Here is a 25375-nt window from a genome sequence, read left to right on the forward strand (position 1 = left end):
CGGCCCACTCGAGTGCGCCGGCGCACCGTACCCAGCCGAGCGCTTGATCGCTTCGGGTCCGCCGGAGCCTCCTGCGGTGCCGGGGCGACCCGAGCGATCCATCGCGCCGAGCTCAGTGGAGTGTTTCGCGGCACTGTGCGCGCCGGATTGGGTGGCCGCGCCGTGGCTACCCGGATGTGCTGCCGCGCTGGGAGTGTTCGAGCGGATCTCCGCGGCGGAACCGGTGTTCCTAGGCGCGCCCAGGCCGCCACGTACGGGGCGCTCACCTGCCGATTTGGGTGCTGGTCCGGACGGCTGACCGGTTCCACGGCTGCCCACCGCACCAGCTTGTGCACCCGAGCCGGAGCTCGTCGATGGACCCGGGGTCTGGCCCGGACCGGGCTGTGCGCTCGAACCGGAATTCGTGACCGCGCCAGGTTGTGCGCCCCCGGCGGGGCTCTGGGGCGTGCCAGGTCGCGGGCCCAGATCGGGGTTCGTGGTCGCGCCCGGGCGCCCGAGGTTCGAGGTGTCGCTGGGTCGCGTGGCAGGGGTGGTTCCTGAGCTGGAGCGCACCCCGGCGGCAGGGTTGGCCTTGCTTCGTTGGACTCCGACCGTGGGGGCGCTAACCGAGGCCGGGCGCGCCGCGCTCGCAGAATTGAGTGCTGCAGCGCCCGAGTCGGGAGTCACGGCTGCGCCCGGGCTGGAACTCGTGGTCGCACCAGGCCCGGGTGAGGTGAGGTGGCCTGGTCGCACGGCCGACGAAGCACTACTGCCGGGGCCCCCGGCGCTGGGGAAGTCAGCGCCGGGAGCCGAGTGCGGCTTCGATGCCGCCGCTTCGGTCAGCGATCGGCGTTGCACCGCGGTCGTCGGAGAGGGCCCCGATGCTACGACCGGCAGCGACAACGCGGGTAGCTCGCGCGGCTTCGAACGCGGCCGCCGGACTGGCGTCAAGGCATCGCGGAGCACTCCCGCCGGTGCGCTGGCGTTCCGTAGGTGATCGAGACCCCCTGTCACCAGCGGGCGGGAATGGCTCGCCAGGTGGGCGTCGAAACCGGCAGTGGTTGGTTTCTGCCTGGCCAGCACCGACATCGGCGGCAGATTGGTCCATGCATCCCCGCGTGGACGCGGAACCGGTGTTCCGGCCTCGCCGCCAGGAGATCCAACGCCGCCGGAGCCGGCGGAAGACCCGGCACCCCCGGGAGACCCCGACCCGGCTTCGCCGGTCGGAACACCCCTGGAACGACGCCAACGCGCGAAGCGGCCTGCCATCGCTCACCCGTTCCCTTCTGCGCGTTCCACCAGCGCCGCGGTCTCGCGGACGTATCGGCGCCGGTCGTGGTGTTCCAGTTCCAGCAGGTCGGACAAGTTCCAGTGCAGGTGGAACGCCAGGTACGCGGTTTCGGCGTGGATCGCTTCGGCCGCGTACGTCACGATTCCCCCAGGCGGCTCCCACCCAGTTCGACCTCGAACGTCTCCGCGCAGTGCGGGCAGGCGACCGCGGCCCTGGTGTGGCCCTCGGCGTTGATCTGGCGGTAGAAGTCCTGCAGGAACGCCAGGTCGGCGGCGAACATGTTCTCGACGATGCCGTCGTGCACGTTCGGGAGCGTGCCGAGCCCGGTGATCACCCGGGCCAGCAGCACCACCGACAGGTAGGCCGGGTTTTCCTGCACGCGCAGGTCACGCAGCGGGATCAGCTCGTCCTTGCCGGTGGCCAACCGCATCGTGCCGGCCCGATGGACCGTGCCCAGCTCGTCCACATAACCCCGGGGAAGTTCGAACGAGAATTCGGTGCGCAGCGCAGAAGGAATCGCTGCTGGAACCGAAGCCGGAGCCGGAGCCGGAGACGCGGACACAGAAGGCGCGGTCCGACGCATCACTCGATGACCAGTTCTTCGTACGTGATCGTCACCTGCTCGGTGAGCGCCGACGCGTCACCGGCACGCACCCCGCTGGTCTCGATGCGTGAACACCAGGCGTTGCGCAGGTTGTACCGCTTGACCGGCGAGTTCTGGTAGTCCATCAGCATGATCGTGGCGTTCTTGCGCGCGTTGCCCATGTCGCCGGCCATCGACGCGTTGATCCACTCGGTGAACGCCGGCGACTCGGTCATGCCGCGGGTCACCGTGCACTCGCCGGCCTTGGCCACGCCGGGCATCTTCTTGGTGACCGGCTTGCCGTCCGACGAGACCTGCTGATATTCGATGACGTCCTGCTCGAACGTCAGTCCGGACACCTCCTGGAGGTACTCGACGGTGACCCCGTCGATCTGGAGGCCGAAATTGTGTGCGGCGAGGGCGTCACCCGGCTGCAGAGACATATCAATCCACTCTCAACTAGAAGAAACAACTCACTCGGTGAGCTCGCCGCCGCCCTCGGAGTACTGCGCGAGCCGGAACACGACGAACTCCGCCGGCTTGACCGGTGCGATGCCGATCTCGCAGACCACGCGGCCGGCGTCCACCGACTCGGCCGGGTTGGTCTCGGCGTCGCACTTGACGTAGAACGCCTGCTCGGGGGTCGCACCGAAGAGAGCACCGGCGCGCCACTCGTTCACCAGGAACGCCGACACGTTGCGACGGATCCGGGCCCACAGGGCCTGGTCGTTGGGCTCGAAGACCACCCACTGGGTGCCCAGCAGGATCGACTCCTCGAGGTAGTTGAAGTAGCGGCGCACGTTCAGGTAGCGCCAGGCCGGGTCGGACGAGATGGTCCGCGCGCCCCACACCCGCACACCGCGGCCGGGGAACGCCCGGATGCAGTTCACGCCGATCGGGTTGAGCAGGTCCTGCTCGCCGCGGCTGATCTGCAGCTCGAGGTCGACGGCGCCGCGGACCACCTCGTTCGCGGGGGCCTTGTGGACGCCGCGCTCGGCGTCGCTGCGGGCCCAGATGCCCGCCATGTGCCCGCTCGGCGGCACCAGCCGCTGCCGGCCGGTGGAGGGGTCGAACACCTGGATCCACGGGTAGTACAGCGCCGCGTGCGTCGAGTCGTAGCCGGCCTCGTCCTGGCGCCACCGGCGGATCGCCTGCGCGCCGTAACCGGGCGGCGGGTCGAGGATCGCCATCCGGTCGCCCAGCGACTCGCAGTGCGCGATCATGCCGAGCTGCACGCTCTTGACCCCGTCGAGGTCGATCACACCGCGTTCGTAGGCTGCCATCAGGTCGGGCGCGGCGACGATGCTGATCTCGTCGAGCGCCTCCAGGCTGCCGAGGCCGGTGCGTTCGTCGGTGTCACCGAGGAACTGGGTCGGTTCGAGCCGCTTGCGCTGCGGCACGGCCACGGCCGCGGGCGGCTCCGGCGCGGACGGCACCGCCACGGCCTGGTTCGGCGGCCGGGTCAGCTGGGAGGCCGGTGCCGCCTCGTCCACGACGACGAGCTTCGAGCGCTGCTTCACCGTCGAGACGACGTAGTTGCGGGCGTTCCGGCGGGCCGAGACGTCGAACGTCTCGGCGGCGTTGTCGCCCTGCTTGACCGTGAGCGTGAACCGCTCCTCCGGGCCGTCGCCGGTGGGGTCGCCGACCTCGACGGTGAGCCCGTCGGCGCTGACCCCGTCGGCGGCGGCGACCCGGAACGTTCCGAGCGCGGCATAGGCGGAGTCGGGCAGCGCACGCGAGCGGGACGGCGGGGCGACCGCGCGGGCCCGGTGGTTGCCCGCCTCGGTCTCGCCGATCGTGTCGCCGACCCGGACGACGTAGGCCACGCCGCCGCCGTTGGCGAAGAACCCGTAGACGGCGTGCGCCAGGTAGGCGTCGGCGCTGAAGTCTCCGAAGGTGCCGACGAACTGGGCCCAGTTGCGCACCAGGACGGCCTCGTTCAGCGGGCCGGTGGGCGCGAGCCCTACGAACGCGGCGACGCTGCTCCCGACGCCTTCGATCGGTCGGGATCCGCCGGCCACCTCCTCGACGTACACGCCTGGCGACAGGTAGGTGGGCATGACGACTCCTCGCTGATCAGTCGCTGGGGTGTGTCCCACGCGGCGGGGACGGTGCCGCGCCGGGCGCGGATCACCAACCAGCGTGCTGCGGGCGGGGATCGACGGAAACAGGCACGCGGACCCAACGGGAGGCAGACCGGTTGCCCGGACGGGCAGCGGGTCTGCCCGGAGGCGTGCCTCTCGGGCCGGTGTCGCCGGTCGATGCCGGACCTACCGTGCGGGCATGAGTAGCTGGACGTCCTTGGAACCCGCGTCGGTGCCCGTCGAACCCGGCGGTTCGGCCAAGGTGACACTGACCGTACGCAACGAGGACGACACCGTGAGCGAGTACTCGTTCTCGGTGGTGGGGGCACCGGCACCGTGGACCACTGTGGAGCCGAGCACGCTGCGGTTGTACCCGGGCGCCCGCGGCACCGTGACCGTGACGTTCGCGCCACCGCGCACGGCCGCCGCGCCCGCGGGGCCGACACCGTACGGCGTCCGGGTCCGCTCGCAGCAGAACCAGAACCTGTTCGACGTCGCCGAGGGGCGGGTGGACGTCAGCCCGTTCAGCGACGTCCGGGCCGAGCTGTACCCGGTCACGGTACGCGGGCGCCTGGGCGCCACCCCGCGACTGACCTTCCAGAACAACGGCAACGCACCGGTCGACGTGACGGTGGGCGCCCGCGACGACGAGGACGCGCTGCGGTTCCGGCCGACGCCGGCCGCGATGCGTGTCGCGCCGGGCTCCACGCTGTCGGCCGGGGTGCGCATCCAGGCCCGCGGCCTCAACCTCTTCCGCGGCGAACAGCGGCTGCCGTTCGCGGTCACGAGCCAGCTGGGCGGCCCCGGCGTCGACGCGTTCGGTTCCCGCCTGGAGTCGCGGGGCACGTTCGTCCGGCGGCCGCTGCTGCCCCGCTGGCTCTACGTCGTCGCCGCCGCGCTGGTGGCGCTGGCGTTGCTCAGCAGTGGTGTCTACTACGGAGCGCGTGCCTTCCGGAACGCCCCACCGGCGGCGGTCGCGGTGCCGACCGGTGCGCCGCCCACCGGCCAGGCCCAGGACGTGGGCAACGGGCAGACCGCCCCGCCGCCGCCCCCGGACCAGCAGAACACCGGCGACGCCCAACCGGACCAGCAAGACCAGCAGGGCCAGCAGGGCCAGCAGCAGTCGCTGGTGATCAGCGGCGCCCGGGTCGGCGATCTGCTCACCCGCCCGACCGACAGCACCGACGTCGGGTTGCTCGCGCGGGCGTCCCAGCCGGCGCGCGACTACCAGCGCTGGATCGTCCTCCCGGCCGGTGACGACACCGTCGTGCTGGTGCCGGCCACGTCGAGCACGCTGGTGCTGGAGCAGCGGCGGGGCGAGGCCGAGGTGCGGCTCCGCGAGACCTCCACCGACGACATCCGGCGCGGCCGCGTCGACGACCGGCAGAAGTGGCGGGTGGAGGACAAGGGCAACAACCGGTCGCAGATCACGAACGTCGACACCGGCGACTGCCTGACCGACATGGGCACCGGCAACAAGGTCGTCGCGTCCGACTGCACCGGCGACCTGGAGAACCAGCAGCGCTGGCAGCTGCTTCAGAACTGACGGTCAAACCGGCGCCGCTGCGGTCTCCATCGCGTCTTCGGCGGCTTCCGCCGCGGCGATGCGGCGTGTTTTCACCAGGTCGGTGACGGCCTTGTAGAGCGCCGTCGCGTCGCTGACCGCTTTCTCGTACTCGCTCACCCGCTGCGGCCGCTCCTCGGCCGATGCGGTCGTGACCTTCTGCAGAGCGGTTCGGCACGCCGCCGCGGCGGTCTGGTACCGGTTCAGGAGCGTGCGGCTGTTGGTGCGGCGCTTCTGGTGCCCGTACCCACCGGTGAGCCTTGTCTGGTGGTCGGCTTCCAGCGCGGTGACCGCGCGGACCAGCACGCGACCCTGCCGGTCGAGCTGGTTGTTCGTGCGTTCGCTGTTCTCGAGGAACCGTTCGAACTCCTGCTGCCGCCTTTGCTCCTGCTCCTGCTCCTGCTTCTGGCGCTCGACCTTGATCCGGTCGGCGTAGACGTCGAAGGTCGCGCCGCGTTCTTCCTGGTCGTAGGGCACCCCGAAGTTCTTCGCGATGTCCATCGTCTCGTGCAGCGTGTGGTAGGCCAAGTCCATCGTGTGGTCGTAGTCGATCCGCCAGAACGCGAAAATGCTCAGCGCGACCGCGGTGAGTTCCTCGGTGTCCGCGCCCGCCAGCTGCGAGAGGTACAGCATCCGGGCCGCGGTCGACGACTGGCCGGCGTACACCGGGATGTTCTGTTCCCGGGCCATCTTCGTCGAGTCGGCCGCCTCGTCACGGGTGGTGCCGCCGCGGTGGGTTCCCCGGTCCGTGCCGCGGACCGGGGGTTTCCCGGATTCGACCTTCTGGGTGCTGCTGACCAGCGCCTCGGGGGGCGTATCGGGGAGCAGATCGTTGCCTGCGGTCTGCGCGTTGGGCCGGCCCGAATTCCTCTGCTTGAAGTACTCGTACAGGTCGTGGATGACGACGACCTTGTCGCGGAGCGGGTACTGATCGGGATTTTGCAGTACGGCCATGAAGTTCCCTTTGAACCTCGTGCGCTGCTCCTCGTCGTTGCGGATGTCGAGATGGTGCTGGTAAGTGCCGAACTCCTTCCAATGCCCCTCCACCTTGGATTTGATCAAGCCTTCCCCGGTCTCCAACTCCTTCCGGAGCCTCTCCAGGTCGAGCCATTCCGTACTCTCGCCGCCGCTGAAGAAGGTCCGGGGCGGCGTGCTCTTCAATGTGGCGATCCAGTGCTCGATCTTGCGCAGCACGGTGTCGAGACGCTTCGCGACCTCTTCGTCGCCGTACACCTGCTGGGCCAGCACCTTCTCGTCGTGCCGGCCGGGCTTCTGGCGCACCCATCCGACGAGCGCGCGCGCGACCTGCAGGTAGGAGGGATAAGTGACGACGCGACGTTTGCTCCCGAACGCGCTGTGGCCGGTAAGAGTGCCGACCTCCGTGTCGGCGACCCACTTTTTGGCCTGTGCAGTGACCAGGGCCAGGTTCTCGGCGAAGGCGGCTTGAAGCTCCGGATCGCCGCTGGCGTCGACGGCCTCGGTGACCCGCTTCATCAGGTCAGCCGCGTCGGCCTGGGTGAATTCAGGCTTGACCCGGTTCTTGTCGTCGGTATGGGCGCGCTTCTCACTTCCGTCGGCCACCTCGACCAGCCGCTGCACCGCGCCGTCGGCGGTTGCCGCCGGAGCGTCGGAAGCGGCCGGTGACACGTCGGGCACCGGGCCGCGCAGCGCCGCCCTCGCGGCCGCATCGGCCGCGCGCTCGAACTGGTCACCCGGGTCGGAGAGGGTCAACCCGTCCGGGCCCGGCGTGCCCGCGACCGGGCCGCTGCGCTGCTGCACGACGTGGGTGAGCTCGTGCGCGAGCGTGTGCCGGTCACCGCCCCCGGCGCCGAGGACGACGTGCGGTCCGGACGTGTAGGCCCGCGCCCCGATCTCGGCGGCCGACCGCTGCGCCGCCGGGCCGGTGTGCAGGCGGACGTCGGAGAAGTCGGCCCCGAGGCGCGCCTCCATCTCGGAACGCAGCGAGCCGGGCAGCGGACGACCGCCCGAGCGCAGGACGTCGGGCACCGTCGTCGTGACCTCGGCGGCCAGCGCCCTGGCCACGGCACCGTTTCCCGCGCTGCGCTGGAGCGCACGCACCATCGCCTCCGGCTCCGGGTTCCGGTCGGCCGACGTCGCTCCGCGTGCCGTCGGGCCCTGGGGCTCGTGGGCGGACCCGTCCGTGTGTCGGTGCATGGCGGTGCCTTTCGATCGTGGTCAGGCCGGGGTGGGGACGAGCCGGCCGAGCTTGCGGTACTCCCGCTCGGCGCCGGCCAGTGCGTCGGCCGCGGTGACCGGGGTGCCGCGCCCGGCGGCCAGGTAGGCGGCGGTGACGGCGGCGCTGCGGATCGCGCCACCGGCCAGTTCGAACTGCGCGGCCAGCCGCGGCAGGATCTCGGCCAGGCCGTCGGCGTGCGGTGCGCCGGAGAGCGCGAGCCACCACAGCCGGGCCCGGTGCTCGGCGTCCGGGAACGGGAAGTCCACCACCAGGTCGAACCGGCGGGTGAACGCCTCGTCGACGTTCGCGCGGAGATTGGTGGTGAGCACCGCGATCCCGCCGAACGACTCCAGCCGCTGCAGCAGGTAGGCGCTCTCCAGGTTCGCGTAGCGGTCGCGCGCGTCCCGGACGCCACCGCGTTTGCCGAACACCGCGTCGGCCTCGTCGAACAGCAGGACGGCGTCGGCCTGGTCGGCGGCGGTGAACACCCGCTCGAGGTTCTTCTCGGTCTCGCCGACGTACTTGTCGACCAGCGAGGCCAGGTCGACGACGTGCAGATCCAGCCCGAGCTCCCCGGCGACGACCTCGGCCGCGAGCGTCTTGCCGGTGCCGGATTCGCCGGCGAACAGCGCCACGACACCCTGTCCGCGGCCGCCGCCGGTACGCATCCGCCAACCCCCGAGGACCTGCTGCCTGGTGCGGGCCCGGACGACCAGTTCGTGCAGCTGGGCGGACCGGTCGTCCGGCAGCATCAGGTCGTTCCAGCCCACGGCCGGCGGCACCCGGCGCACGTGCCGGTCCAGCTGCGGCGCCGACTGTTGCCGCGCCGCACGCTGGACGTGCGTGTCGGCCACGGGCAACCGGTCGATCGCGGCGAACACCCGGGCCGCCTCGACCGTGGCGTCGATCTGGGCCGGCGTGAGCCGGTAGGGCGCGAGCGCGGTCGCGAACTCGGCCGGCACCGTCGGCGTCGGGTGCGCAACCTCGACGGTGACCACTGTCGTCTCCGGCGCCCAGGCCGGGTCGAGGCCGGTCGGTCCGTACGTGAGCAGCACCGGCGGCGGTGGGACCGCGGCCAGCTGCCGGATCGACCGGGCAGCGTCGTCGACCAGGGGGCCGACGACGAGCCCGGCGTCCCGGAGCCGGGCTTCGCGCACCGCGGCCGGGAGTGGGGCCAGCGGGGAGACGACCAGGGCGGGTCGTCCCGTCGCGGTGATGGCGTCCACCGCGGCGTCGGCACCGTCCGAGGCGTCCGCCCTGGCCGCGCGGACGTGCACCAGCAGCGGTCCCGCCGACGGCAGCCCGACCAACGCCGACACCGGCGGCACGGCGGGCACCGGCACCAACCGCGCGACGCCGACGAGTTCCTCGTCCAGCGTGTCGTCACCGAGCAGGTGCGCGACGACCCGGTCCGGAACCCGCAGCGAGCGCCCGGGAAGCGGCCGGTCGTCGTCGTCGAGCGTGAGCAAGCCGCCGGCACGCAGCGGTGCCGACCGGTGGAACCGCGCCCGCGCCTCGGCCAGGTGCGGTCCGAGACCGAGCAGCTCCAGCGCCAGTTGCACGGTCGCGCGCCGGCGGCTGACGTCGTCGTTGAGGTAGCCGTACAGCGGCTCCACCCGGCGGTCGACGTCCGGCGCGACCGCGATCAGCAGGATCGCCTCGTCCAGCGGGGTGAGCGCGAACGCGGTGGCGACGTCGTCCGGCAGCCGCAGCGGGCCCGGTCGGAACTCGTCCGGTGTGGACGCGGCGAGCGGGCCGCGCTCGGCGAATCCCAGCGCCGCGTCCGGGGCGACGACCAGGCCGCGAAGCGGGTCGAACGCGCCGGGATCGCCCGCGACGCTCTCCGCGATCGTCGCCCGGAGCCGCTCGTGCAGCGCGGCCAGCGGCGCGAGCAGCGCCGTCACTCGCGTACCCGCACGTCGGCGACGAGCGGTTCGGTGACCACCGGAGCGGTCCGGTACTCGGGCGAGACCGGGAACGGCACCACGACCGTGATGTCCAGAGACGGTTTCAGCTCCCCGCCCAGCGCGGACCAGATGTCGGCGATCGACCGTGACTGCTCGGGCGGTACCCCGACCGTGATCGGCAGCGCCACGCCGAGCGCGGCCAGCGCGGCCGGAGCGCCGTCCAGCGGCACCGTCTCCCGGGGCAGCAGTCCGACGAGCACCGCGGAGAGCAGCCGGTGCTCGTCCTCGGGCCGGCTCGTCCACGCCGTGACCAGGTACGTCAACCGGAACCACCGGGGCGGCTGGCGACGTCCGACGACCCGGCCGCTCTCGTCGCGGATCGAGATCGCGCCGCGTTCCCGGCGGGCCAGATCCTCCTGGATCTCGTACAGGTACGCGTTGACCGTCGGGCCGGTCCGCCGCGCCGCCCAGTCCCTGGTCGGCGCGTCGAAGACCACCTCACCGGCTCCGGCCGGCGTCGCTATCTCGGTGAGCAGGGTACGCAGCACCTGATCGACGTCGTTGATCACGGGCGGTTCACAGGTAGCCCTCGCGGAACGCGAACGCGACCGCGTGCGCCCGGTTACGCAGCTGGAACCGGGCCGTGAAGCCCTGCAGGACGTTCTTCACCGTGCGCTCGGAGTACGCGAGCCTGGTCGCGATCACGCGGGTCTCCCAGCCCTCGGCGAGCAGGCGCAGCACGTCCAGCTCCCGGTCGGTCGGCCCGTGCGAGGCGGTCGGGGCCACGTGGCCGTCGGCCTGCACGAGGAGCCGGTGGACGACGTCGACGAGCTGGCCGACGAGGTCACCGGGCAGGTCCCGGTCACCACGGACCGCCGAGCGGACGGCGTTGACCAGCCGCTCCGGGGTGGCCTGGTGGCGCAGCACGATCGCGGTCACCCGGAGGTCGAGCGCGCGGAGCAGTTCCCGCTCGGGCAACTGGCCGACGACGAACACCACCTGCTGGGTCTGCGCGAGCCGGCGCAGACGCGCGGCGGTGAAGTCGTCCAGCCGATCGGCGAGCACGATCGCCACGCCGCCGCTCGACTGCGCCGAGGTGTCCCGGAGGGCGATCAGCGGTTCGGTGCGCAGATGGCTCGCGATCCCGGCGCGGGTCAGCGGGTCTTCGCAGTGGACGGTGACGTCGATGCGCTGCGGCCCCGACCGGCTCGCACCGGACTCGACCGCGAGCGCCGACGAGATGTCCCTGCGCATCCGATCAGTCGTCCCCATTGGCCTTCTTGCCCGAGGGGGCCAGCGTGAACCAGGTGCCCTGCACGGCCTCGCCGGAGATGTCGCCGGGCTTCGCGTCGTCGGCGAAGCGGTACACCGGCCACCCGCCGAGCGTCACCTGGTAGGTGCCGTCGGACCGCTGGATGGTGCCGAGCGCGTTCCGGTCGATGCCGTTGAAGACGATCTTGTTCCGGGTCAGCACCGGCGGCCACTTCTGCGCGCAGGCGTCGAAGCACGTCGTCCGAGACGGGTGGTTGCTGTCCTTGTCGAAGCGGTAGAGCGTGAAGCCGTCGCCGTCGGTCACGATCGTGCCGAGCTTCTTGTTCTCGGCGGCGTTTATCGACGCCGGCCAGTAACCACCGTTCGGATTGGTCTCCGGGGCGGCGCCGGGCTGCTGCCCGGTTTGCTGCTGGTCGCTCGGGGCGGCCGAGGTCGGCGGTGCCGCGGGCGCCGACGCCGGCAGCTGCGCGGGTGCGTCGTTGCCGCAGGCGCTGAGGGCCAGAACGGCGCTCAGGCCAACTGCGGCGGCCAGGGACACCGGGGGACGTCGCACGAAACTACTCCTGACTGAATCGAAGCAGGGAACGCCGCGAATGTAGGCCGACCGGTGTGGACGAATACTGACCCGCTTGTTACTACGTTCTGTAACTATCGAGCCATGCCGATTCAGCGAGGGGTGCTCGACGGCGCCTTCCGCGTCCTGCACGCGCTGCCCGGCGTCGGCCCCCGGCAGCAGGTGGCCCGGCTGGCCCGCGCGACCGGGCTCCCGCGGCCCACCGTCTACCGGTTGCTGGACCAGCTGGCCGAGGTGGGCGCCGTCGAGCGGCGCGACGGCCGGTGGACGCTGGCGGCCGGGATGCTGGGGTTGGCCCGGTCCGTCGAGCCGGTGCCGGGGCTGCGTGCGCAGGCCATGCCGGTGATCCGGGAGCTGCGTGAACTGACCGGCGGCGCGGTGTCCCTGGTGGTGCCGCGCGCGGAGGCGTTCGTCGCGCTGGAGATGGTGCCGGGCCGGGAGGCGCTGCCGATCGACGCCCGGTCGGGCGCGGACATGCCGGCCTCCACCGCGGCCGGGCAGGTGCTGCGGCCGGGCCGCCGGCGGCACGTCGGGCAGGCCGTCGCGCACGGTCCGGAGCTCGGCGGGGTGACGTGTTACGCCGTGCCGATCGTGCTGCCCGGCGGCGCACGCGCGGCGCTGCAGATCGCCACGGCGGCGCGTCCGGCCGAGCGCTTCGCGGCCCCGGTCCACCGGGCCGCGCTCGCGCTCGAACGCCGAGCCGGCACCGAGGTGTCCGCTCACCGGACATCCGCTGTCGAGCGGACCGGACCCGCTCGATGATCGGGTGATGACCGATCAGAAAGTGGCGTTGGTGACCGGGGCGAACCGTGGGCTGGGGGCCGGCGCGGCCCGCCACCTGACGCGCGCCGGCCTCGCCGTTCTCGGCACCTACCACCGGGGCGCGGACGAGGCCGCGGCGGTGAGCGCCGGCCTCGGCGACCGCGTCGCGTTCCTCCCGCTGGACGTCACGCGGCCGGAGACGTTCGGCGACTTCGTCACCGCCGCGCGGACGACGATCCGGGAGCGTTTCGGTGCCCACCGGCTCGACTACCTGGTCAACAACGCCGGCATCGGGGTGTTCGCGCCGTTCGCCGAGACCACCCCCGCGCAGTTCGACGAACTCGTGGCCGTCAACCTGCGCGGGCCGTTCTTCCTGACGCAGAGCGCGCTGCCGCTGCTGGCCGACGGCGCCCGGATCCTCAACGTGACCACCGCGCTGACCCGCGGCGTGGTGCCGGGCATGGCCGCCTACGCCGCGACCAAGAGCGCGGTGGAGGCACTCACCCGATACCAGGCCGTCGAGCTCGCCGACCGGCGGATCCGGGTCAACACGCTGATGGGCGGCGCGGTGGACACCGACTTCGGCGGCGGGCTCATGCACGCACCGCAGGTGCGTGAACTGGCCGCGCACACGATCGCTCAGGGTCGCATCGCGACGGTCGACGACATCACCGCGGCCGTGCCCGCCGTTCTCTCCGACGCGTTCTAGTGGGCCACCGGAAGCGTCATCGACCTGTCCGGGGGGCAGAGCCTGTGAACGGGACGAGGTCGACGACGGTGAGGTCGCGCAGGAACTCGCCGTAGCGCCCGGCCGCGTCGTCGACCAGCTTCCGTGCCCGCAGGTCCATCAGGCCGGTGACGCTGACGACCTGCGCGGCGACGACCCCGTCGCGCCGGGTCAGTGTCTGCACCACCTTCACGAGCTTCGGCGACGGGTACTCGAACCGGGTCTCGACCGCGACCTCGTCGCCGAGCACCAGCTCGCGCGAGTACGTGATCGACACCTCGAGGTTGACCGGCCCGAGACCGGCCGCGACCAGCTTCGTGGCGTCGAGCCCGGCGTGCGCCAGGGTCACCCAGCGGGCGTGCACCGCGTAGTCGAGGTACTTCGAGTCACGCACGTGTCCGTTGACGTCGATGTCGTCGCTGCGGACCGCGATCCGCGTCGTGTGGGTCATGCCGACCGCAATTCGGCCGAGACCACGCGGGCGGCGTCGGCGATCAGGGCGTTGTCGTACTCGGCGTCCGCGTCGGTCTTGCGGGAGAGCACCGCGAGGACGATCGGCGCGCCGGACGGGGGCCAGAGCACCGCGATGTCGTTGCGGGTGCCGTACTCGGCGGCTCCGGTCTTGTCACCGACGATCCAGCCGGCCGGGACACCGGCGCGGATCAACTCGCCGCCGGTGGTGTTGCCGCGCAGCCAGCCGACCAGTCGCCCACGATCCGCGGCGTCGAGCGCGTCACCCAGCGCGTAGGCACGCAGGTCGGCGGCGAGCGCGCGCGGAGTGCTGGTGTCGCGGACGTCGCCGGGCACCGCGCCGTTGAGGGCGGGCTCCACCCGGTCCGCCGACGTCACCCGGTCGCCGAGGCAGCGCAGTGCCCGCTCGAAGCCGGCCGGGCCGCCGAGCTCACGGAACAGCAGGTTCCCGGCCGTGTTGTCGCTCCTGGTGACCGCCGCCTCGGCGATCCGGCCGAGCGGCAGACCGCGCCCGGCGTACTCGGCCGTGACCGGCGAACCGTCCACCACGTCGGCGGCGGTGTACCGCACGACCCGGTTCAGTGCCGCGGGTTCGGTGCGGTCGAGCACCGCGGCCGCGGCGAGCGCCTTGTACGTCGACGCGTAGGCGAACCGCTCGTCCGCCCGGTACGCGACCGTGCGGCCGGTGCCGGTGTCCACCGCGTAGACGCCGAGCCGGGCGTCGTAGGTCGACTCCAATCGACGCAGCGCGTCGCGGGTATCGGACGGGGCGGCGACGGCGGCCGACCCGGTGAACATCAAGGCCAGCGAGGTCGCCACCGCGAACAGCCGCACCATGATCAGACGCCCTCTTTCTGGAGTGGTTCAGTTCTGTCTTGTCCTGTCGCGAACCATTCTGGCACAGTGTCGATAGGAGTCCTACCGAACCGAGAGTGAGCAATGGCCGCCGAAGACAACCTCGATCCGCTGACCACGGCCGCCGGGGCGCCCGTCGCGGACAACCAGAACAGCCTCACCGCCGGCCCGCGCGGTCCGGTGCTCCTGCAGGACCTTTGGCTGCTGGAGAAGCTCGCGCACTTCGACCGCGAGGTCATCCCCGAGCGACGGATGCACGCGAAGGGCTCCGGCGCGTTCGGCACGTTCACGGTCACCAACGACGTCACCCGCTACACGATGGCCGAGCTGTTCAACTCCGTCGGCAACACGTGCGAGACGTTCGTCCGCTTCTCCACGGTCGCCGGCGAGCGCGGTGCCGCCGACGCCGAGCGCGACATCCGTGGCTTCGCCGTGCGCTTCTACACCCCGCAGGGCAACTGGGACGTCGTCGGCAACAACACCCCGGTGTTCTTCTTCCGCGACCCGCTGAAGTTCCCCGATCTGAACCACGCCGTGAAGCGGGACCCGCGCACCAACCTGCGCAGCGCGGAGAACAACTGGGGGTTCTGGACGAACCTGCCGGAAGCGCTGCACCAGGTGACGATCGTGATGAGCGAGCGCGGCATTCCCCGCTCCTACCGCCACATGCACGGCTTCGGGTCGCACACGTTCAGCTTCGTCAACGCCGCCGGCGTGCGGCACTGGGTGAAGTTCCACTTCCGCACCCAGCAGGGGATCCAGAACCTCACCGACGACGAGGCCGGCGTGCTGATCGGCCACGACCGCGAGTCACACCAGCGCGACCTGTTCGACGCCATCGAGCGCGGCGACTTCCCGAGCTGGAAGCTCTTCGTCCAGGTGATGCCGGAGAGCGACGCCGAGAGCTACCGCTTCCATCCGTTCGACCTGACGAAGGTGTGGAGCAAGAAGGATTACCCGCTGATCGAGGTGGGCGTGCTCGAGCTCGACCGCAACCCCGAGAACTACTTCGCCGACGTCGAGCAGGTCGCGTTCACGCCGGCGAACGTCGTCCCGGGCATCTCGCTCAGCCCCGACAAGATGCTCCAGGGCCGCCTGTTCTCGTACGGGGACGCCGCCCGGTACCGGCTGGGCGTCAACCACCACCAGATCCCGGTGAACTACCCGCGGGGTGCGCGGCTGGTGAACTCGTACCACCGGGACGGGGCCATGCGTGTCGACGGCAACCAGGGCGCGGTGCCGGGTATCCAGCCGAACAACGCCGGACGCTGGCCCGAGCAGCCGGCGTTCGCCGAGCCGGCTCGCGCCGTGGGCGGCACCGCGGACCGGTTCGACTTCCGCGCCGACGACGACAACTACTACGAGCAGCCGGGTGACCTGTTCCGCTCGATGAGCGGCGCGCAGCAGCAGGTGCTGTTCGACAACACCGCGCGGGCGATCAAGGGTGCCCGGCGGGAGACCGTGGAGCGGCACGTCGCGAACTGCGCCCAGGCCGACCCGGCCTACGGCGAGGGTGTGCGCAAGGCCTGCGAGGCGATCGGCGCGCTGTGACCACCCGGACGGCTCGAACTACCCGACCAGCTCGTGTTCCGGACAGTCGGTGCGGAGCTCGGTGAGCGGCAGTGCGGTCTGCAGCAGCTCGCACCGGTGCGGAGCGGCCGGGTCGGGGTACACGTCGGGGCGGAAGAAGCGACAGGTCGTGCACGTGCGCGCGATGCTGATCGCGCCCCGGCGCTGCAGGTCGGCGATGACTCGCAGCAGCGTGTGCAGCGTCGTGGCCCGGTCCTCCACCGGCAGCGCCGAGAGCGCTTCGACGAGCGAGCCGTCCCACCCGCTGAGCTCCTCGGCGACGCTGAACCCGAGTTCGGTCAGCGACAGCACGCGCCGACGGGCGTCCGAACCCGGCGTGCGGGTGAGCAGCTGCTTGCGTTCGAGCGCGGCCACGGCGTCGGACACCGTCGGGGTGGTGACGTCGAACTCGGCGGCGAGCGCGTTCACCTCCCGGCGGGCCGGGGGCTGCCGACAGAGCGCGAGCACGACCTGTTGCTGCAATGGCGACAGGTTGTGCCGGCGGGCGCTGCGCTGAGCAAGCGCGCGCAAGCCGTTCGCGAGCCGCTCGACGGTATCCGCCAGCCGCCGATCGAGGTCGGCCGTGCCGTCGATCATCTGACCGCCTTCGGTAGGACAAGTCATCGTAGCTCGCCGACGGTTCCTTCTGAGTGCCAACTACCCCGCTAAGCTGCGAGGATGGCCTGGTTCGGGCCGGATGTGCCGGTCGTCGGACAAGGCCGTTTCCGGTCAACCCCGCCCGAACGACCACGCTGCTCCGCCGGTCGGAGGCGTGATCACCGTCTCATGTGGCGGACGTCGCACCGATTGAACTCTGTTCACCCCGGTCGCGTTTTGCCTGCTCAACCCGTCGAATCGCAATTCGATCAGCCCTCGCCGCGAGCGGGGCGGATCCGCGCGAGTGACCGGAATCCGTCCCACTCCGCAAACCCCTTGAATCCGAAGTTAGAAAGGAGTCCTACCTATCTAGGAGTTGACGTGCGTTCGCTTTCGATCTTTGTCCTAGCCGCCGGTGCCGCTCTGGTGATGAGCGCGTCGCCGGCCCACGCGGTGGCCAACGGCGTGCCGGTGGAGGAGGGCAGCTTCCGGTTCGCGGCGAAGCTGACGATGACCGGGATCCCGAAGCCCGACGGCACGACCCGCGACAGTGGCTGTTCGGGCGCGCTCGTCGCCCCGGAATGGGTGCTGACCGCCGGGCACTGCTTCCACGACGTCGCCGGTGAGCGCGTGAGCGGACCGGTGCCCTACGACACCACAGTGGTGCTCGGCCGGGTCGAGGCCGACGGGGACGGCGGAGTGGACACGTCCGTGGTCGAGGTGCACCAGTCCCCCGTCAACGACATCGCGCTCGCCCGGCTGGCGGCCCCGGTGACGGACGTCGAGCCGATTCTGGTCGCGGCCGGCGAGCCGGAGGTCGGAGAGCGACTCCGGCTGACCGGCTGGGGCGCACTGGACGGCGGCTCCACCACCCCCGCCGATCGTCTGCAGACCGGCGTGTTCACGGTCGGCAGCGTGGGCGATTCGACGATCGGGGTGACCGGCGCCGAGCCGGCACCGGACACGAGCGCGTGCCTGCTCGACTCCGGCGCCCCGTACTTCCGGATGACCGAGGCGGGGCCGGAGGTCGTGTCGACCGAGAGCAGCGGGCCGGGGTGCCCGCACGCCGACGAGGAGACCACCGCGCGCGTCGACGTCGCCGCCGACTGGATCACCGAGACGATCGGCGACCTCTGACCACGATGATCGACGTTCCCGTTCTGCACGTTCCGTTCCCGGCCCTGATGAACCCGCACGCGGCCGCGCTCGGGCCGCAACTGCAAGGCTGGCTGCTGCGGTCCGGTCTGGCCACGCCCGAGTTGAGCCGGCAGTTCGAGCGGGCCCGGTTCGACCTCCTGGTCGCGTCCCTCTACCCCACCGCGGAGCCGGACGAGCTGCGCACCATGGCCGAACTCGTGGCCTGGATGTTCGTGTACGACGACCACTTCGACGTCCATCGGCTCGGTGCGTCGCCCGCGAAAGCGGCCGCGGCGGCGGACCGGGTGTCGGCGGTACTGGCCGGAGCCCCGGCGTCCGGACCGCTGATGAACGCGCTGGGTGAGCTCGTGCGGGACCGGCTCTCCCCCGCGCCGGCTCCGCTGCGGCAGCGCCTGCTCGGCCATCTCGACGACTACTGCCGGAGCCTGGTCGATGAACTCGAGTTGCGGGCGTCCGGACGGATCCCCGCGCCGGACGTCTACTTCGACCTGCGGGTGAACACGTTCGCCTGGCCGGTGCTGGCCGATCTCGCGGAGTTCGCCGTGGGCACGGTGCTGCCGGCCGAGTCGCGCGAGAGCCGGGACTTCTCGGCGCTGCTGGCCACGGCGGGCCGGCTCATGATCCTCATCCAGGACCTGCGCTCGCTCGACCGGGAGATCGCGAACGGGGAGTCCCACAACGTGGTGCTCAGCCTGCAGGACGAACGCCAGTGCAACCTGCCGCAGGCGATCGAGCTGGCTCATCAGCTCTTCGCCGATCGGTTGACCGAGTTCCTGGACCGGCGCGACGCGGTGCTGGCGACGTCCGACCACCGGTCGCGGCGCGCGGTCGCCGCCCTGGAACACCTGCTCAGCGGCCACCTCGCCTGGTACGCCCGCACGGACCGGTACGACCGGGCCGACGGGCTGGAGAGCCTCGGCGGAACCGACGACCTGATCTTCGAAGGAGTCGACCGATGACCGGTCTCGCGGGCCGCAAAGTGATCGTCGTCGGCGCCGGCATCGCCGGCCTCACCGCGGCCTTCCGGCTGACCAGGGCGGGCGCCGAGGTGGTCACGCTCGAATCGAGCGATCGGGTGGGCGGCCGGATGCAGACCGAACGCGTGGGCGACTACCTGCTGGACACCGGGGCGTCGGTGCTCACGTCGTCGTACCTCCAGATGCGACGCCTCATCGCCGACGCCGGGCTGACCAGCAAGATCGTGCCGACGAGCGGCCTCATCGGCACGCTCCGGGGCACCACCGTGCACCGCGTCGACCCCGCGGCCGTGTGGCCGGTGGGACAGTTGGTGCGCTCCGGGCTGCTCGGCCCGGCGTCGAAGCTGAAGGCGGTCCGGCTGCTCCGTGACGTGCGTCGGGCCCGGCCGAGCCTGCGCTGGGACGATTTCTCCGACGCGACGGACTGGGACGAATCAGCCGAGGAGTACAGCCGGAGGCGCCTCGACGACGAGCTCCTGGAGTACGTCGTCGGTCCGCTGGGCCGGGCCATGAACCTGGTCGACGCCGATCAGTTCACCATCGGCCTCGTCCTCTTCACGATCCAGCACTACCTGCTCGGAGGGGCGTACTTCAACTCGCCGGAGGGGATGTCGTTCCTGCCGCTCGGGCTGGCGAAAGACCTGGACGTACGGCTGAACTGCCGGGTCGAGAACGTCGAGGTGCGGGGCGACGAGGTCCAGGTGTCGTGGCGGAACGCGGACGGGTCAACGCGCACCGAGTCGGCGGACCACTGCATCGTCGCCGTCCCCGCGCGTGACCTCCCGCGGATCTACCCGCAGATGACGCCGGAGGCGCACGACTACTTCTCCGCGTTGCGGTTCGTCCGCAGCATCCAGGTGATGTTCGGGCTAACCGAGCGGCTGCCGGAGGAGGCGATCTGGGTGAACGTCCCGAGAACCGAGCACCGGGACCTGTTCGTGTGGATCAACGATCACCGCCGGGCGCCCGGCCGAGCCCCCGACGGCAAAGGGCTCATGACGTTCTCCTGGCGGGACGAGTGGTGCCGCCGGCACTGGGACGACGACGACACCGCCGTGGCCGACGCCGCCCTCGGCGAGATCGCACAGCTCGAGAGCCTGCGCGGTCTGGCCGACCGGGTGGAGATGTCGTTCGTCAAGCGATGGAACCCGTGTGCGCCGACGCGCTCCCCCGGCAGCACCGCCGCGCTGGGGCGTTTCCTCCGGAGTCGGTCGCCGGCGGACCGGGTCCTCTATGCCGGCGACTACTTCTCGGCCGCCACCACCAACACGTCCTTGAGCTCAGGGGAGCGCGCCGCGCGGCAGATCATCGGGTCGTAGGGCTGGGAACCACGTAGGGGAACGTGTCCGACGAGGCCGGCGCGCTCAGGCCGGTCGTCACCGCGCTGTTGGTGACCAGCGAGAACATCACCTCGGGCGCGTTGTCCGCCAGGTGCCTGCCGTTGAACCCGGCGAAGCCGAACACCGCGGGCGTGCCGACCCGGTACGGCAGGGTGTCCGGCGTCAGCCGCTCGGTCACCGCGGCCGCGTACGCGTCGGGCCGGGCCGAGGTGCCCCGGCGGGTCACGACCCCGGCGACCAGGTCGGTGATCGTCTTCGCGTAGTTGGCCCGGTCGTCGGCCGGGTGGGTCTGGTCGGACTCGCTGGCGACGTCGCTCTCCGCGTCGCGGAAGATCGGCCAGATCATCGGCAGGCCGGCCCGGTTGATCTGACGCCAGCCGCCGGCGTCGGTGGCGAGCTTCGCGACGCTCCACACCCGGATGTCGCGACCGGGTGCGACCACGGGATCGGTGTGCGGAAGCTGGAGAACGATGCTGTCGACCGCGGCTCCGGCGAACGTGTTCTGGCCGGCCCAGCCGGTGATCGGCACGTCCTCCCCGTGCTGCACGACCTGGTCGACCGCGCCGAGCAGGCCGAGGTCGAGGTAGAAGGGCTCCGCCGCGCGGCCGGCCCAGATCCGGAGGCCGCCGGGGCCGTCGACGGCCTCGCCGGTACGACCCTCGACGAGCGTCGTGCCGTCGGCGTCGTCGCGGCCGGCGTCGTCACCGTCGAGGCGGACCAGGCGGTACGTCTGCTCGCCGTCGGCGTCCTCCGGGTCGAAGGAGACGCGGAACGTCAGCGACTCCCGGTCGGCGTCGCCCTGGTGGATCTTGAACTCGTACCTTCCCTCGGGGTGGAAGCCGGCCGGGCTGTCCGTGCCCGCGAGCGACGTGCGGACGTTCATCACCAGCACGGTCGCGTCGTCGACGTCGAACACGTACTGGTCGGTGATGTTGAGTCGGGGGTCTTGGCGGGCCAGGGGTGAATCCAGGTGGTGGGACATGGACTCAGCATGCCACGATCTTGATAGGAGTCCTACCTACTTGGAGGTGCATCTTCATGACGTTCAGCGGCGCGGGGGTCGTGGTGACCGGAGCCGGCTCCGGTATCGGCCGGGCGACCGCGGTGCACCTGGCCTCGCTCGGCGCCGAGGTGGTCGTCGCCGACCTCGACACCGGGGGCGGCGAGGAGACCGTCGAGACGATCCGCGCCGAGGGCGGCACGGCGACGTTCGTCCACGCGGACGTCGCGGACCCGGACAGCGTCGACGAGCTGATCGAGCGCGCGGTGCGTCACCTCGGCGGCCTCGACCTGGCGGTGAACAACGCCGGGATCGGGCACGCACCCAGCGACCTGCACGAGCTGGAGATCGAGACCTGGGACCAGGTGCTCGGCGTCGACCTGCGCGGCACATTCCTGTGCCTGCGGGCCGAACTCAAGGTCATGGTCGACGCCGGGCACGGCAGCGTCGTCAACATGGCGTCGAACGCCGGCCTCAAGAACGCGCCCGGGATGGCGGCGTACACCGCGGCGAAGCACGGCGTGATCGGCCTGACGAAGAACGCCGCGCTGCAGTACGCGCGCCGCAACATCCGGATCAACGCGATCTGCCCGGGCACCGTGCTGACGGCGGGGCTGGCCGCGTTCCCGGAGGAGAACCAGCGGGAGTGGGCCGAGCTGATCCCGATGGGCCGGATCGCCTCCACCGAGGAGATCGCCCAGGCCGTGGCCTACCTGCTCTCCGACCAGGCCGCGTTCATCACCGGCATCGGCCTGCTCATCGACGGCGGCCTGATGTACGACTGAGCGCCGGTCAGCGGCGCACCCGGTACCGCAGGTGGAGCACCCGCTTGCCGGGAATCACCAGGTCCGGGTCCTCCAGCAGGTGCAGACCGTCGACCGAGCCGAAGTAGCGCTTGCCGGACCCGAGCACGACGGGCGCGACGTCCATTCGCACCTCGTCGACCAGTCCGGCGGCGAGCAGCTGGCCGCCGACGTCGCCGGCGGCGACCTCGACCGTGCGGTCGCCGGCCAGCTCCCTCGCCGTGGTCACCGCCGCCTCGATGCCCCCGACGAAGTGGAACGGCGCCGTGGCGTCCCAGCCCTCGGGCGCGGGCCGGTGGGTCACCACGACCACGTGGTCAATCCCGCTCGGCGGCGTCCCGTCCCAGCCGTCGGTGATGTCGAACGCGTGCCGGCCCGCGATGGTCACCGCGATCTCGTCCCAGTACGGCCGGATGTGGTCGTAGGAGGTCTGCGACACCTTCAGCACGCCGCCGGAGTCCAGCGGCACGTCGCCGCTGACCAGCCACTCGAAGATCGGGCCGGGGTCGTCGTCGGCCGCGGCGATGAAGCCGTCCACCGAGACCGACGCGTTCATTACCACTTTCCCCACTGGTTCCTCCTCGGTTCGGAGTCCCAGCCTGGTGGGTCCCGAGTGCGCGCTCTTGTACAAAATCAATCGGCCGGTAGCGGCCACCCGTCCAGGGTGTGGTCGGCGTGCTCACGCAGGAAACGTCGACGCACCTCGACGTACCGGGTCGGGGTGAGCCCGGTGAACTCCCGGAACTCGCGCACGAAGTGGGCCTGGTCGAAGTAGCCCGCGCGGGCGGCGACGTCCCCCCAGTCGATCGGCGCGGCGACGTCGAGGGCCAGCACCGTGAAGGTGAAGCGGTAGCTGCGCGCCAGCCGCTTCGGCGTGACCCCGACGACGGCCCTGAACCGCTTCGCCAGGTACGTGCTGCTGGCGCGGGCGGCCAGGCCGATCTCGCTGATCGGCACCGTGCCGCCGGTCGACGCGATCGTGCTGCTCACGTCCCGGACCAGGTCGAGACCGTCGACCGCGCGCAGGCGTCGCACCAGCTCGTCCTCGAGCACCGTCAGCATCTCGTCCGGCCCGGCGGCCGCGGTCAGCCGTTGCCGCAGGTCGGCGACCGCGCCCGGACCCCAGATCCGCCCGACCGTCGCCGGTCGATCGCACCAGTCGGACGCCGGCCCGGGAAGGAACGGTGCCAGTCCCCACGGCTTGACGTGGACCCCCACCGACCGGGTCGGGGCCGGATAGCCGCACTCCCACGCGCGGGTGGGCGTGGTGACCACGCAGCCGTCGGCGTACTCCGCGGCCGCGTCGTCGGTACCGCCGCGGATGAGGAACGGCGCTCCGAGATTGACGATGAGCAGCGGCGCGGGCGCGGCCGGCAGGAGCAGCCGGGGATACGGCGGAACGCCCTCCAGGTAGTAGAGGTCGTCGATCAGCCCGTCCAGCGGCGGACGCGGCGCTCTGGACACGTACTCCACGCCCCCATCATCGCCGAGCTCGCGTCTAGTACAGTGTGCTAGTACGCTGTACTAGACACTCGGATGGGAGAAATCGATGTCGTCAGTCGCACCGCAGTTACGCCGCCCGCTCCGCGAGCACCGACGTGCGCTCGTCGTGATCGCGCTGGTCAACCTCGCGCTGTTCCTCGCGGGGGTGCTGCTCACCGTGCTCGTCCCGGAGACGCGCCCGGGCGGGCTCGGGCAACTCCACGGCGAACCCGACACCCCGGGGTTGGGCACGCTCGTCGCCGAGGCGTACCGCAGCGAGAACGTGGCCTGGGCGGCCACCGTGACGTTCCTGGTCAACCTGGTGCTCGCCTCGATGCTCCAGACGACGCTGCCCAGCCTCGTCGTGCCGTTCCTCGGCGTCGTCGTCACCGCGGTGCGGATCTTCTCCTGGGGTGTGCTGTTCACCCCGGCCGGCCAGGAGGACGCGGCCTTCCTGTTCCACTACGTGACGCTGCTCATCGAAGGCGCGGCCTACGTCCTGGTGGCGTTCGCGACCTGGGTACAGGCCCGCCGCTTCCTCCAACCGCGCCGGTACGGCCTGGCCGGCCACGGGGCCGGGTACGTCGCCGGGCTCCGCGCGACCGCGCGGATCTACGTCTGGGTCGTCGTGCTGCTGGTCATCGGCGCGATCTACGAGGCCTTCTCGGTGATCTACCTCGTCGCCTGACGGGCCGGCACGGGAAGATGGGCCGATGAGCGACCGACGCACCCAGATCGTCGCCGCAGCGCGGGAGCTGCTCGGGGAGAACGCGGAGCGCGCGCTGAGCGTCCGGTCGGTCGCCGCGCGCGCCGGCGTCGGCGCCAGCACGTTGCGCCACTACTTCCCCACCCAGCGGGAGCTCTACCGGGCCGTCTTCGACACCGCGTACGACGAGACGGCACGCGACCTGCGGATCGACGACCCCGACGTGCCCGCGGTCGACCGGCTCGTCGAGTGCCTGGCCCAGCTGCTGCCGCCGCACCTGCCGTTCGAGACCTGGGTCGTGGTGCTCAGCGGCATGGTCGGGTCCGACTCGACAGCGGATTCCCGGCTCGCGTGGACGTCGTTCGTGGAGCGCTCACGCGTCCGGGTCGTCGACTGGCTCACCCGGCTCGAGCAGGAGGGCGCCGTCGCGCCCGGTCCGGTCGAGCGCAGGGCGCGCCTTCTCCTGGTGGTCGTCGACGGCCTGTCCATCGGCCGCATGCTGCAGGGTCACCGCGCCGAGCAGGAGGAGCTCGACGTGCTGCGTGACGCCGTCGAGGCGATCGTCACGGGGTGACGAACTCCCAGGCCGCGAGCGCGGGCAGGAGCCCGGCCGTCGGCGAGTCCGGCGGCGCGGTGTAGATCGTGAGCCGCTGGTCGGGTTCGTGGGGCGCCCCGACGACCTCGATGTCGAACTCGAGCCGGCCGAACGCGGGGTGCTCGATCCGCTTGGTCACCGACGTGTAGTCGCGGACGTGCTGGTCGTCCCACCAGCGCGCGACGTCCGGATCGTCGCGGCGCAGTGCCGCGATGTCGGCGTGCAGACGCTGGTCGTGCGGGTGCCGCCCGACCTCCCGCCGCATCGCGCCGATCGAGGCCTGCGCGAAGTCGGCCCAGTTGACGATCCGCTCCCGGGCCATCGGGTCGCGGAACAGGTAGTCGACGAACGCGGTGCCCGGCGTGAGGTCCCGCCCGAGCACGGCGCGGAGCAGCGCGTTGCGGGCCAGCACGACACCGCGCCGGCCGAGCAGCAGCACCGGCCGGTGATCGAGCGCGGTCATCACCCGGAGCAGGCCGGGATCGGGGCGCTGCGCGACAGCGGTTCCGCCGCGCCGCCGGCCCGGCGCCGCGAGGTCGTGCAGATGTGCCCGCTCGACGTCGTCGAGGCGGAGCGCCGAGGCCAACGCGTCGAGCACCTCGAGCGAGATGTTCGGCTGTCGTCCCTGCTCGATCCGCGTGTAGTAGTCGACGCTCAGCCCGGCCAGCATCGCCAGCTCCTCGCGCCGGAGCCCCGGCACGCGCCGCTGGCCGCGGAACGGCTCGAGGCCGGCCTGCGCCGGGCTCAGCCGGTCGCGGCGGGAGCGGAGAAAAGCCGCCAGCGCGGTCCGGTCGGGGTGCACGTCTCCAGCTATACCCGACCCGTCGGTGCGCTGCCTGGTCACACCATGACCAGGCTGAACGTGACCTGGTACCACTCCGC

General features: G+C 71.6%; 26 protein-coding genes. 10 read left to right on the top strand and 16 right to left on the bottom strand.

Annotated elements, in window-relative coordinates; all coding sequences use genetic code 11:
* Nucleotides 1-1251 precede the first annotated feature (1251 nt).
* From ABD437_RS06100 to ABD437_RS06115, 4 genes are read right to left on the bottom strand one after another with little or no spacing between them, the layout of a single operon-like run.
* Entirely contained in the window at nucleotides 1252-1410 is a 159-nt protein-coding gene (locus ABD437_RS06100) for a DUF6760 family protein (protein WP_344647742.1), read from the bottom strand.
* Nucleotides 1407-1853: a hypothetical protein gene (locus tag ABD437_RS06105; protein ID WP_344647743.1), complete on the bottom strand. Its 447-nt coding sequence runs from the start codon at nucleotides 1851-1853 to the stop codon at nucleotides 1407-1409. The genes ABD437_RS06100 and ABD437_RS06105 overlap by 4 nt, the downstream gene beginning before the upstream one ends.
* Complete coding sequence (locus ABD437_RS06110) at nucleotides 1853-2296, bottom strand: phage tail protein (RefSeq protein ID WP_035858015.1); 444 nt, start codon at nucleotides 2294-2296, stop codon at nucleotides 1853-1855. Before ABD437_RS06110 ends, ABD437_RS06105 begins: the two co-directional genes overlap by 1 nt.
* Before the next feature lie 30 nt (nucleotides 2297-2326).
* Nucleotides 2327-3913, bottom strand: a complete 1587-nt coding sequence (locus ABD437_RS06115) for a phage tail sheath subtilisin-like domain-containing protein (RefSeq protein WP_344647744.1) — start codon at nucleotides 3911-3913, stop codon at nucleotides 2327-2329.
* 223 nt (nucleotides 3914-4136) lie between these two features.
* Between ABD437_RS06115 and ABD437_RS06120 the strand changes: the two genes are divergently transcribed.
* Nucleotides 4137-5483: an RICIN domain-containing protein gene (locus tag ABD437_RS06120; protein WP_344647745.1), complete on the top strand. Its 1347-nt coding sequence runs from the start codon at nucleotides 4137-4139 to the stop codon at nucleotides 5481-5483.
* Between the two features lie 3 nt (nucleotides 5484-5486).
* Here the strand turns inward: ABD437_RS06120 and ABD437_RS06125 are convergent, their stop codons facing one another.
* The 5 genes from ABD437_RS06125 to ABD437_RS06145 are packed head-to-tail and all read right to left on the bottom strand — an operon-like array spanning nucleotide 5487 to nucleotide 11430.
* Nucleotides 5487-7676: an eCIS core domain-containing protein gene (locus tag ABD437_RS06125; RefSeq protein WP_344647746.1), complete on the bottom strand. Its 2190-nt coding sequence runs from the start codon at nucleotides 7674-7676 to the stop codon at nucleotides 5487-5489.
* 21 nt (nucleotides 7677-7697) lie between these two features.
* Nucleotides 7698-9602, bottom strand: coding sequence for an ATP-binding protein (locus tag ABD437_RS06130; RefSeq protein WP_344647747.1), 1905 nt, complete (start codon nucleotides 9600-9602; stop codon nucleotides 7698-7700).
* Entirely contained in the window at nucleotides 9599-10174 is a 576-nt protein-coding gene (locus ABD437_RS06135) for a Pvc16 family protein (RefSeq protein WP_344647748.1), read from the bottom strand. The genes ABD437_RS06130 and ABD437_RS06135 overlap by 4 nt, the downstream gene beginning before the upstream one ends.
* Before the next feature lie 7 nt (nucleotides 10175-10181).
* Nucleotides 10182-10877 (bottom strand): helix-turn-helix transcriptional regulator, encoded by a 696-nt coding sequence (locus ABD437_RS06140; protein ID WP_344647749.1) that lies wholly within the window; start codon nucleotides 10875-10877, stop codon nucleotides 10182-10184.
* Nucleotides 10864-11430 carry a hypothetical protein gene (locus ABD437_RS06145; protein WP_344647750.1) on the bottom strand — a complete coding sequence of 189 codons (567 nt, stop codon included), beginning with the start codon at nucleotides 11428-11430 and terminating at the stop codon, nucleotides 10864-10866. Before ABD437_RS06145 ends, ABD437_RS06140 begins: the two co-directional genes overlap by 14 nt.
* Nucleotides 11431-11535: 105 nt before the next feature.
* Here ABD437_RS06145 and ABD437_RS06150 point away from each other — a divergent pair, with 105 nt between their 5' ends.
* Together ABD437_RS06150 and ABD437_RS06155 are read left to right on the top strand one after the other, a co-directional pair.
* Nucleotides 11536-12213 (top strand): helix-turn-helix domain-containing protein, encoded by a 678-nt coding sequence (locus ABD437_RS06150; protein WP_344647751.1) that lies wholly within the window; start codon nucleotides 11536-11538, stop codon nucleotides 12211-12213.
* 7 nt (nucleotides 12214-12220) lie between these two features.
* Nucleotides 12221-12922, top strand: a complete 702-nt coding sequence (locus ABD437_RS06155; protein WP_344647752.1) for an SDR family NAD(P)-dependent oxidoreductase — start codon at nucleotides 12221-12223, stop codon at nucleotides 12920-12922.
* A 16-nt stretch (nucleotides 12923-12938) separates the two neighbouring features.
* Here ABD437_RS06155 and ABD437_RS06160 read toward each other — a convergent pair whose 3' ends face one another.
* Nucleotides 12939-13391, bottom strand: coding sequence for an acyl-CoA thioesterase (locus ABD437_RS06160; protein ID WP_344647753.1), 453 nt, complete (start codon nucleotides 13389-13391; stop codon nucleotides 12939-12941).
* Nucleotides 13388-14209, bottom strand: coding sequence for a class A beta-lactamase (bla, locus tag ABD437_RS06165; protein ID WP_344648160.1), 822 nt, complete (start codon nucleotides 14207-14209; stop codon nucleotides 13388-13390). Before bla ends, ABD437_RS06160 begins: the two co-directional genes overlap by 4 nt.
* Nucleotides 14210-14350: 141 nt before the next feature.
* Between bla and ABD437_RS06170 the strand changes: the two genes are divergently transcribed.
* Entirely contained in the window at nucleotides 14351-15817 is a 1467-nt protein-coding gene (locus tag ABD437_RS06170) for a catalase (RefSeq protein ID WP_344647754.1), read from the top strand.
* 18 nt (nucleotides 15818-15835) lie between these two features.
* Here ABD437_RS06170 and ABD437_RS06175 read toward each other — a convergent pair whose 3' ends face one another.
* Complete coding sequence (locus ABD437_RS06175) at nucleotides 15836-16432, bottom strand: MarR family winged helix-turn-helix transcriptional regulator (protein ID WP_344647755.1); 597 nt, start codon at nucleotides 16430-16432, stop codon at nucleotides 15836-15838.
* Nucleotides 16433-16813: 381 nt separating this feature from the next.
* On the opposite strand from ABD437_RS06175, the gene ABD437_RS06180 reads away from it, so the two are divergent.
* Genes ABD437_RS06180 through ABD437_RS06190 form a run of 3 tightly spaced genes read left to right on the top strand, consistent with a single transcriptional unit; the run spans nucleotide 16814 to nucleotide 19886 of the window.
* Entirely contained in the window at nucleotides 16814-17569 is a 756-nt protein-coding gene (locus tag ABD437_RS06180) for a S1 family peptidase (protein WP_344647756.1), read from the top strand.
* 5 nt (nucleotides 17570-17574) lie between these two features.
* The gene (locus tag ABD437_RS06185) at nucleotides 17575-18549 is read left to right on the top strand and encodes a terpene synthase family protein (protein WP_344647757.1); all 975 of its coding nucleotides are present in this window, start codon (nucleotides 17575-17577) and stop codon (nucleotides 18547-18549) included.
* The gene (locus tag ABD437_RS06190; protein ID WP_344647758.1) at nucleotides 18546-19886 is read left to right on the top strand and encodes a protoporphyrinogen/coproporphyrinogen oxidase; all 1341 of its coding nucleotides are present in this window, start codon (nucleotides 18546-18548) and stop codon (nucleotides 19884-19886) included. Before ABD437_RS06185 ends, ABD437_RS06190 begins: the two co-directional genes overlap by 4 nt.
* Here the strand turns inward: ABD437_RS06190 and ABD437_RS06195 are convergent.
* Complete coding sequence (locus tag ABD437_RS06195) at nucleotides 19873-20889, bottom strand: DUF4331 family protein (RefSeq protein WP_344647759.1); 1017 nt, start codon at nucleotides 20887-20889, stop codon at nucleotides 19873-19875. The genes ABD437_RS06190 and ABD437_RS06195 overlap by 14 nt on opposite strands.
* Before the next feature lie 56 nt (nucleotides 20890-20945).
* Between ABD437_RS06195 and ABD437_RS06200 the strand changes: the two genes are divergently transcribed.
* Complete coding sequence (locus ABD437_RS06200) at nucleotides 20946-21692, top strand: SDR family NAD(P)-dependent oxidoreductase (RefSeq protein ID WP_344647760.1); 747 nt, start codon at nucleotides 20946-20948, stop codon at nucleotides 21690-21692.
* 7 nt (nucleotides 21693-21699) lie between these two features.
* On the opposite strand, the gene ABD437_RS06205 is transcribed toward ABD437_RS06200, so the two are convergent.
* Both ABD437_RS06205 and ABD437_RS06210 read right to left on the bottom strand, forming a co-directional pair.
* A complete protein-coding gene (locus ABD437_RS06205) occupies nucleotides 21700-22281 on the bottom strand; it encodes a dihydrofolate reductase family protein (RefSeq protein ID WP_344647761.1) in 582 nt (193 codons plus the stop codon).
* Between the two features lie 62 nt (nucleotides 22282-22343).
* Nucleotides 22344-23183, bottom strand: coding sequence for an AraC family transcriptional regulator (locus tag ABD437_RS06210; protein ID WP_344647762.1), 840 nt, complete (start codon nucleotides 23181-23183; stop codon nucleotides 22344-22346).
* Nucleotides 23184-23259: 76 nt separating this feature from the next.
* Between ABD437_RS06210 and ABD437_RS06215 the strand changes: the two genes are divergently transcribed.
* Together ABD437_RS06215 and ABD437_RS06220 are read left to right on the top strand one after the other, a co-directional pair.
* Entirely contained in the window at nucleotides 23260-23880 is a 621-nt protein-coding gene (locus tag ABD437_RS06215) for a hypothetical protein (RefSeq protein ID WP_344647763.1), read from the top strand.
* A gap of 25 nt (nucleotides 23881-23905) precedes the next feature.
* A complete protein-coding gene (locus ABD437_RS06220) occupies nucleotides 23906-24472 on the top strand; it encodes a TetR/AcrR family transcriptional regulator (protein WP_344647764.1) in 567 nt (188 codons plus the stop codon).
* On the opposite strand, the gene ABD437_RS06225 is transcribed toward ABD437_RS06220, so the two are convergent.
* Entirely contained in the window at nucleotides 24462-25295 is an 834-nt protein-coding gene (locus ABD437_RS06225; protein ID WP_344647765.1) for a helix-turn-helix transcriptional regulator, read from the bottom strand. The two genes, ABD437_RS06220 and ABD437_RS06225, sit on opposite strands and share 11 nt — an antisense overlap.
* Nucleotides 25296-25375 lie beyond the last annotated feature (80 nt).

It is taken from the genome of Cryptosporangium japonicum (assembly GCF_039524755.1).
Lineage (GTDB): Bacteria > Actinomycetota > Actinomycetes > Mycobacteriales > Cryptosporangiaceae > Cryptosporangium > Cryptosporangium japonicum.

What these genes read in the sequence shown, in the direction of transcription:
- ABD437_RS06175 (WP_344647755.1), bottom strand. Translation starts at nt 16,432, where the DNA reads ATGATCGACGGCACGGCCGACCTCGATCGGCGGCTGGCGGATACCGTC.
- ABD437_RS06190 (WP_344647758.1), top strand. Translation starts at nt 18,546, where the DNA reads ATGACCGGTCTCGCGGGCCGCAAAGTGATCGTCGTCGGCGCCGGCATC.
- ABD437_RS06155 (WP_344647752.1), top strand. Translation starts at nt 12,221, where the DNA reads ATGACCGATCAGAAAGTGGCGTTGGTGACCGGGGCGAACCGTGGGCTG.
- ABD437_RS06220 (WP_344647764.1), top strand. Translation starts at nt 23,906, where the DNA reads ATGAGCGACCGACGCACCCAGATCGTCGCCGCAGCGCGGGAGCTGCTC.
- ABD437_RS06105 (WP_344647743.1), bottom strand. Translation starts at nt 1,853, where the DNA reads ATGCGTCGGACCGCGCCTTCTGTGTCCGCGTCTCCGGCTCCGGCTCCG.
- ABD437_RS06120 (WP_344647745.1), top strand. Translation starts at nt 4,137, where the DNA reads ATGAGTAGCTGGACGTCCTTGGAACCCGCGTCGGTGCCCGTCGAACCC.
- ABD437_RS06140 (WP_344647749.1), bottom strand. Translation starts at nt 10,877, where the DNA reads ATGGGGACGACTGATCGGATGCGCAGGGACATCTCGTCGGCGCTCGCG.
- ABD437_RS06150 (WP_344647751.1), top strand. Translation starts at nt 11,536, where the DNA reads ATGCCGATTCAGCGAGGGGTGCTCGACGGCGCCTTCCGCGTCCTGCAC.
- ABD437_RS06215 (WP_344647763.1), top strand. Translation starts at nt 23,260, where the DNA reads ATGTCGTCAGTCGCACCGCAGTTACGCCGCCCGCTCCGCGAGCACCGA.
- ABD437_RS06125 (WP_344647746.1), bottom strand. Translation starts at nt 7,676, where the DNA reads ATGCACCGACACACGGACGGGTCCGCCCACGAGCCCCAGGGCCCGACG.
- ABD437_RS06185 (WP_344647757.1), top strand. Translation starts at nt 17,575, where the DNA reads ATGATCGACGTTCCCGTTCTGCACGTTCCGTTCCCGGCCCTGATGAAC.
- ABD437_RS06170 (WP_344647754.1), top strand. Translation starts at nt 14,351, where the DNA reads ATGGCCGCCGAAGACAACCTCGATCCGCTGACCACGGCCGCCGGGGCG.
- ABD437_RS06115 (WP_344647744.1), bottom strand. Translation starts at nt 3,913, where the DNA reads ATGCCCACCTACCTGTCGCCAGGCGTGTACGTCGAGGAGGTGGCCGGC.
- ABD437_RS06110 (WP_035858015.1), bottom strand. Translation starts at nt 2,296, where the DNA reads ATGTCTCTGCAGCCGGGTGACGCCCTCGCCGCACACAATTTCGGCCTC.
- bla (WP_344648160.1), bottom strand. Translation starts at nt 14,209, where the DNA reads ATGTTCACCGGGTCGGCCGCCGTCGCCGCCCCGTCCGATACCCGCGAC.
- ABD437_RS06195 (WP_344647759.1), bottom strand. Translation starts at nt 20,889, where the DNA reads ATGTCCCACCACCTGGATTCACCCCTGGCCCGCCAAGACCCCCGACTC.
- ABD437_RS06160 (WP_344647753.1), bottom strand. Translation starts at nt 13,391, where the DNA reads ATGACCCACACGACGCGGATCGCGGTCCGCAGCGACGACATCGACGTC.
- ABD437_RS06200 (WP_344647760.1), top strand. Translation starts at nt 20,946, where the DNA reads ATGACGTTCAGCGGCGCGGGGGTCGTGGTGACCGGAGCCGGCTCCGGT.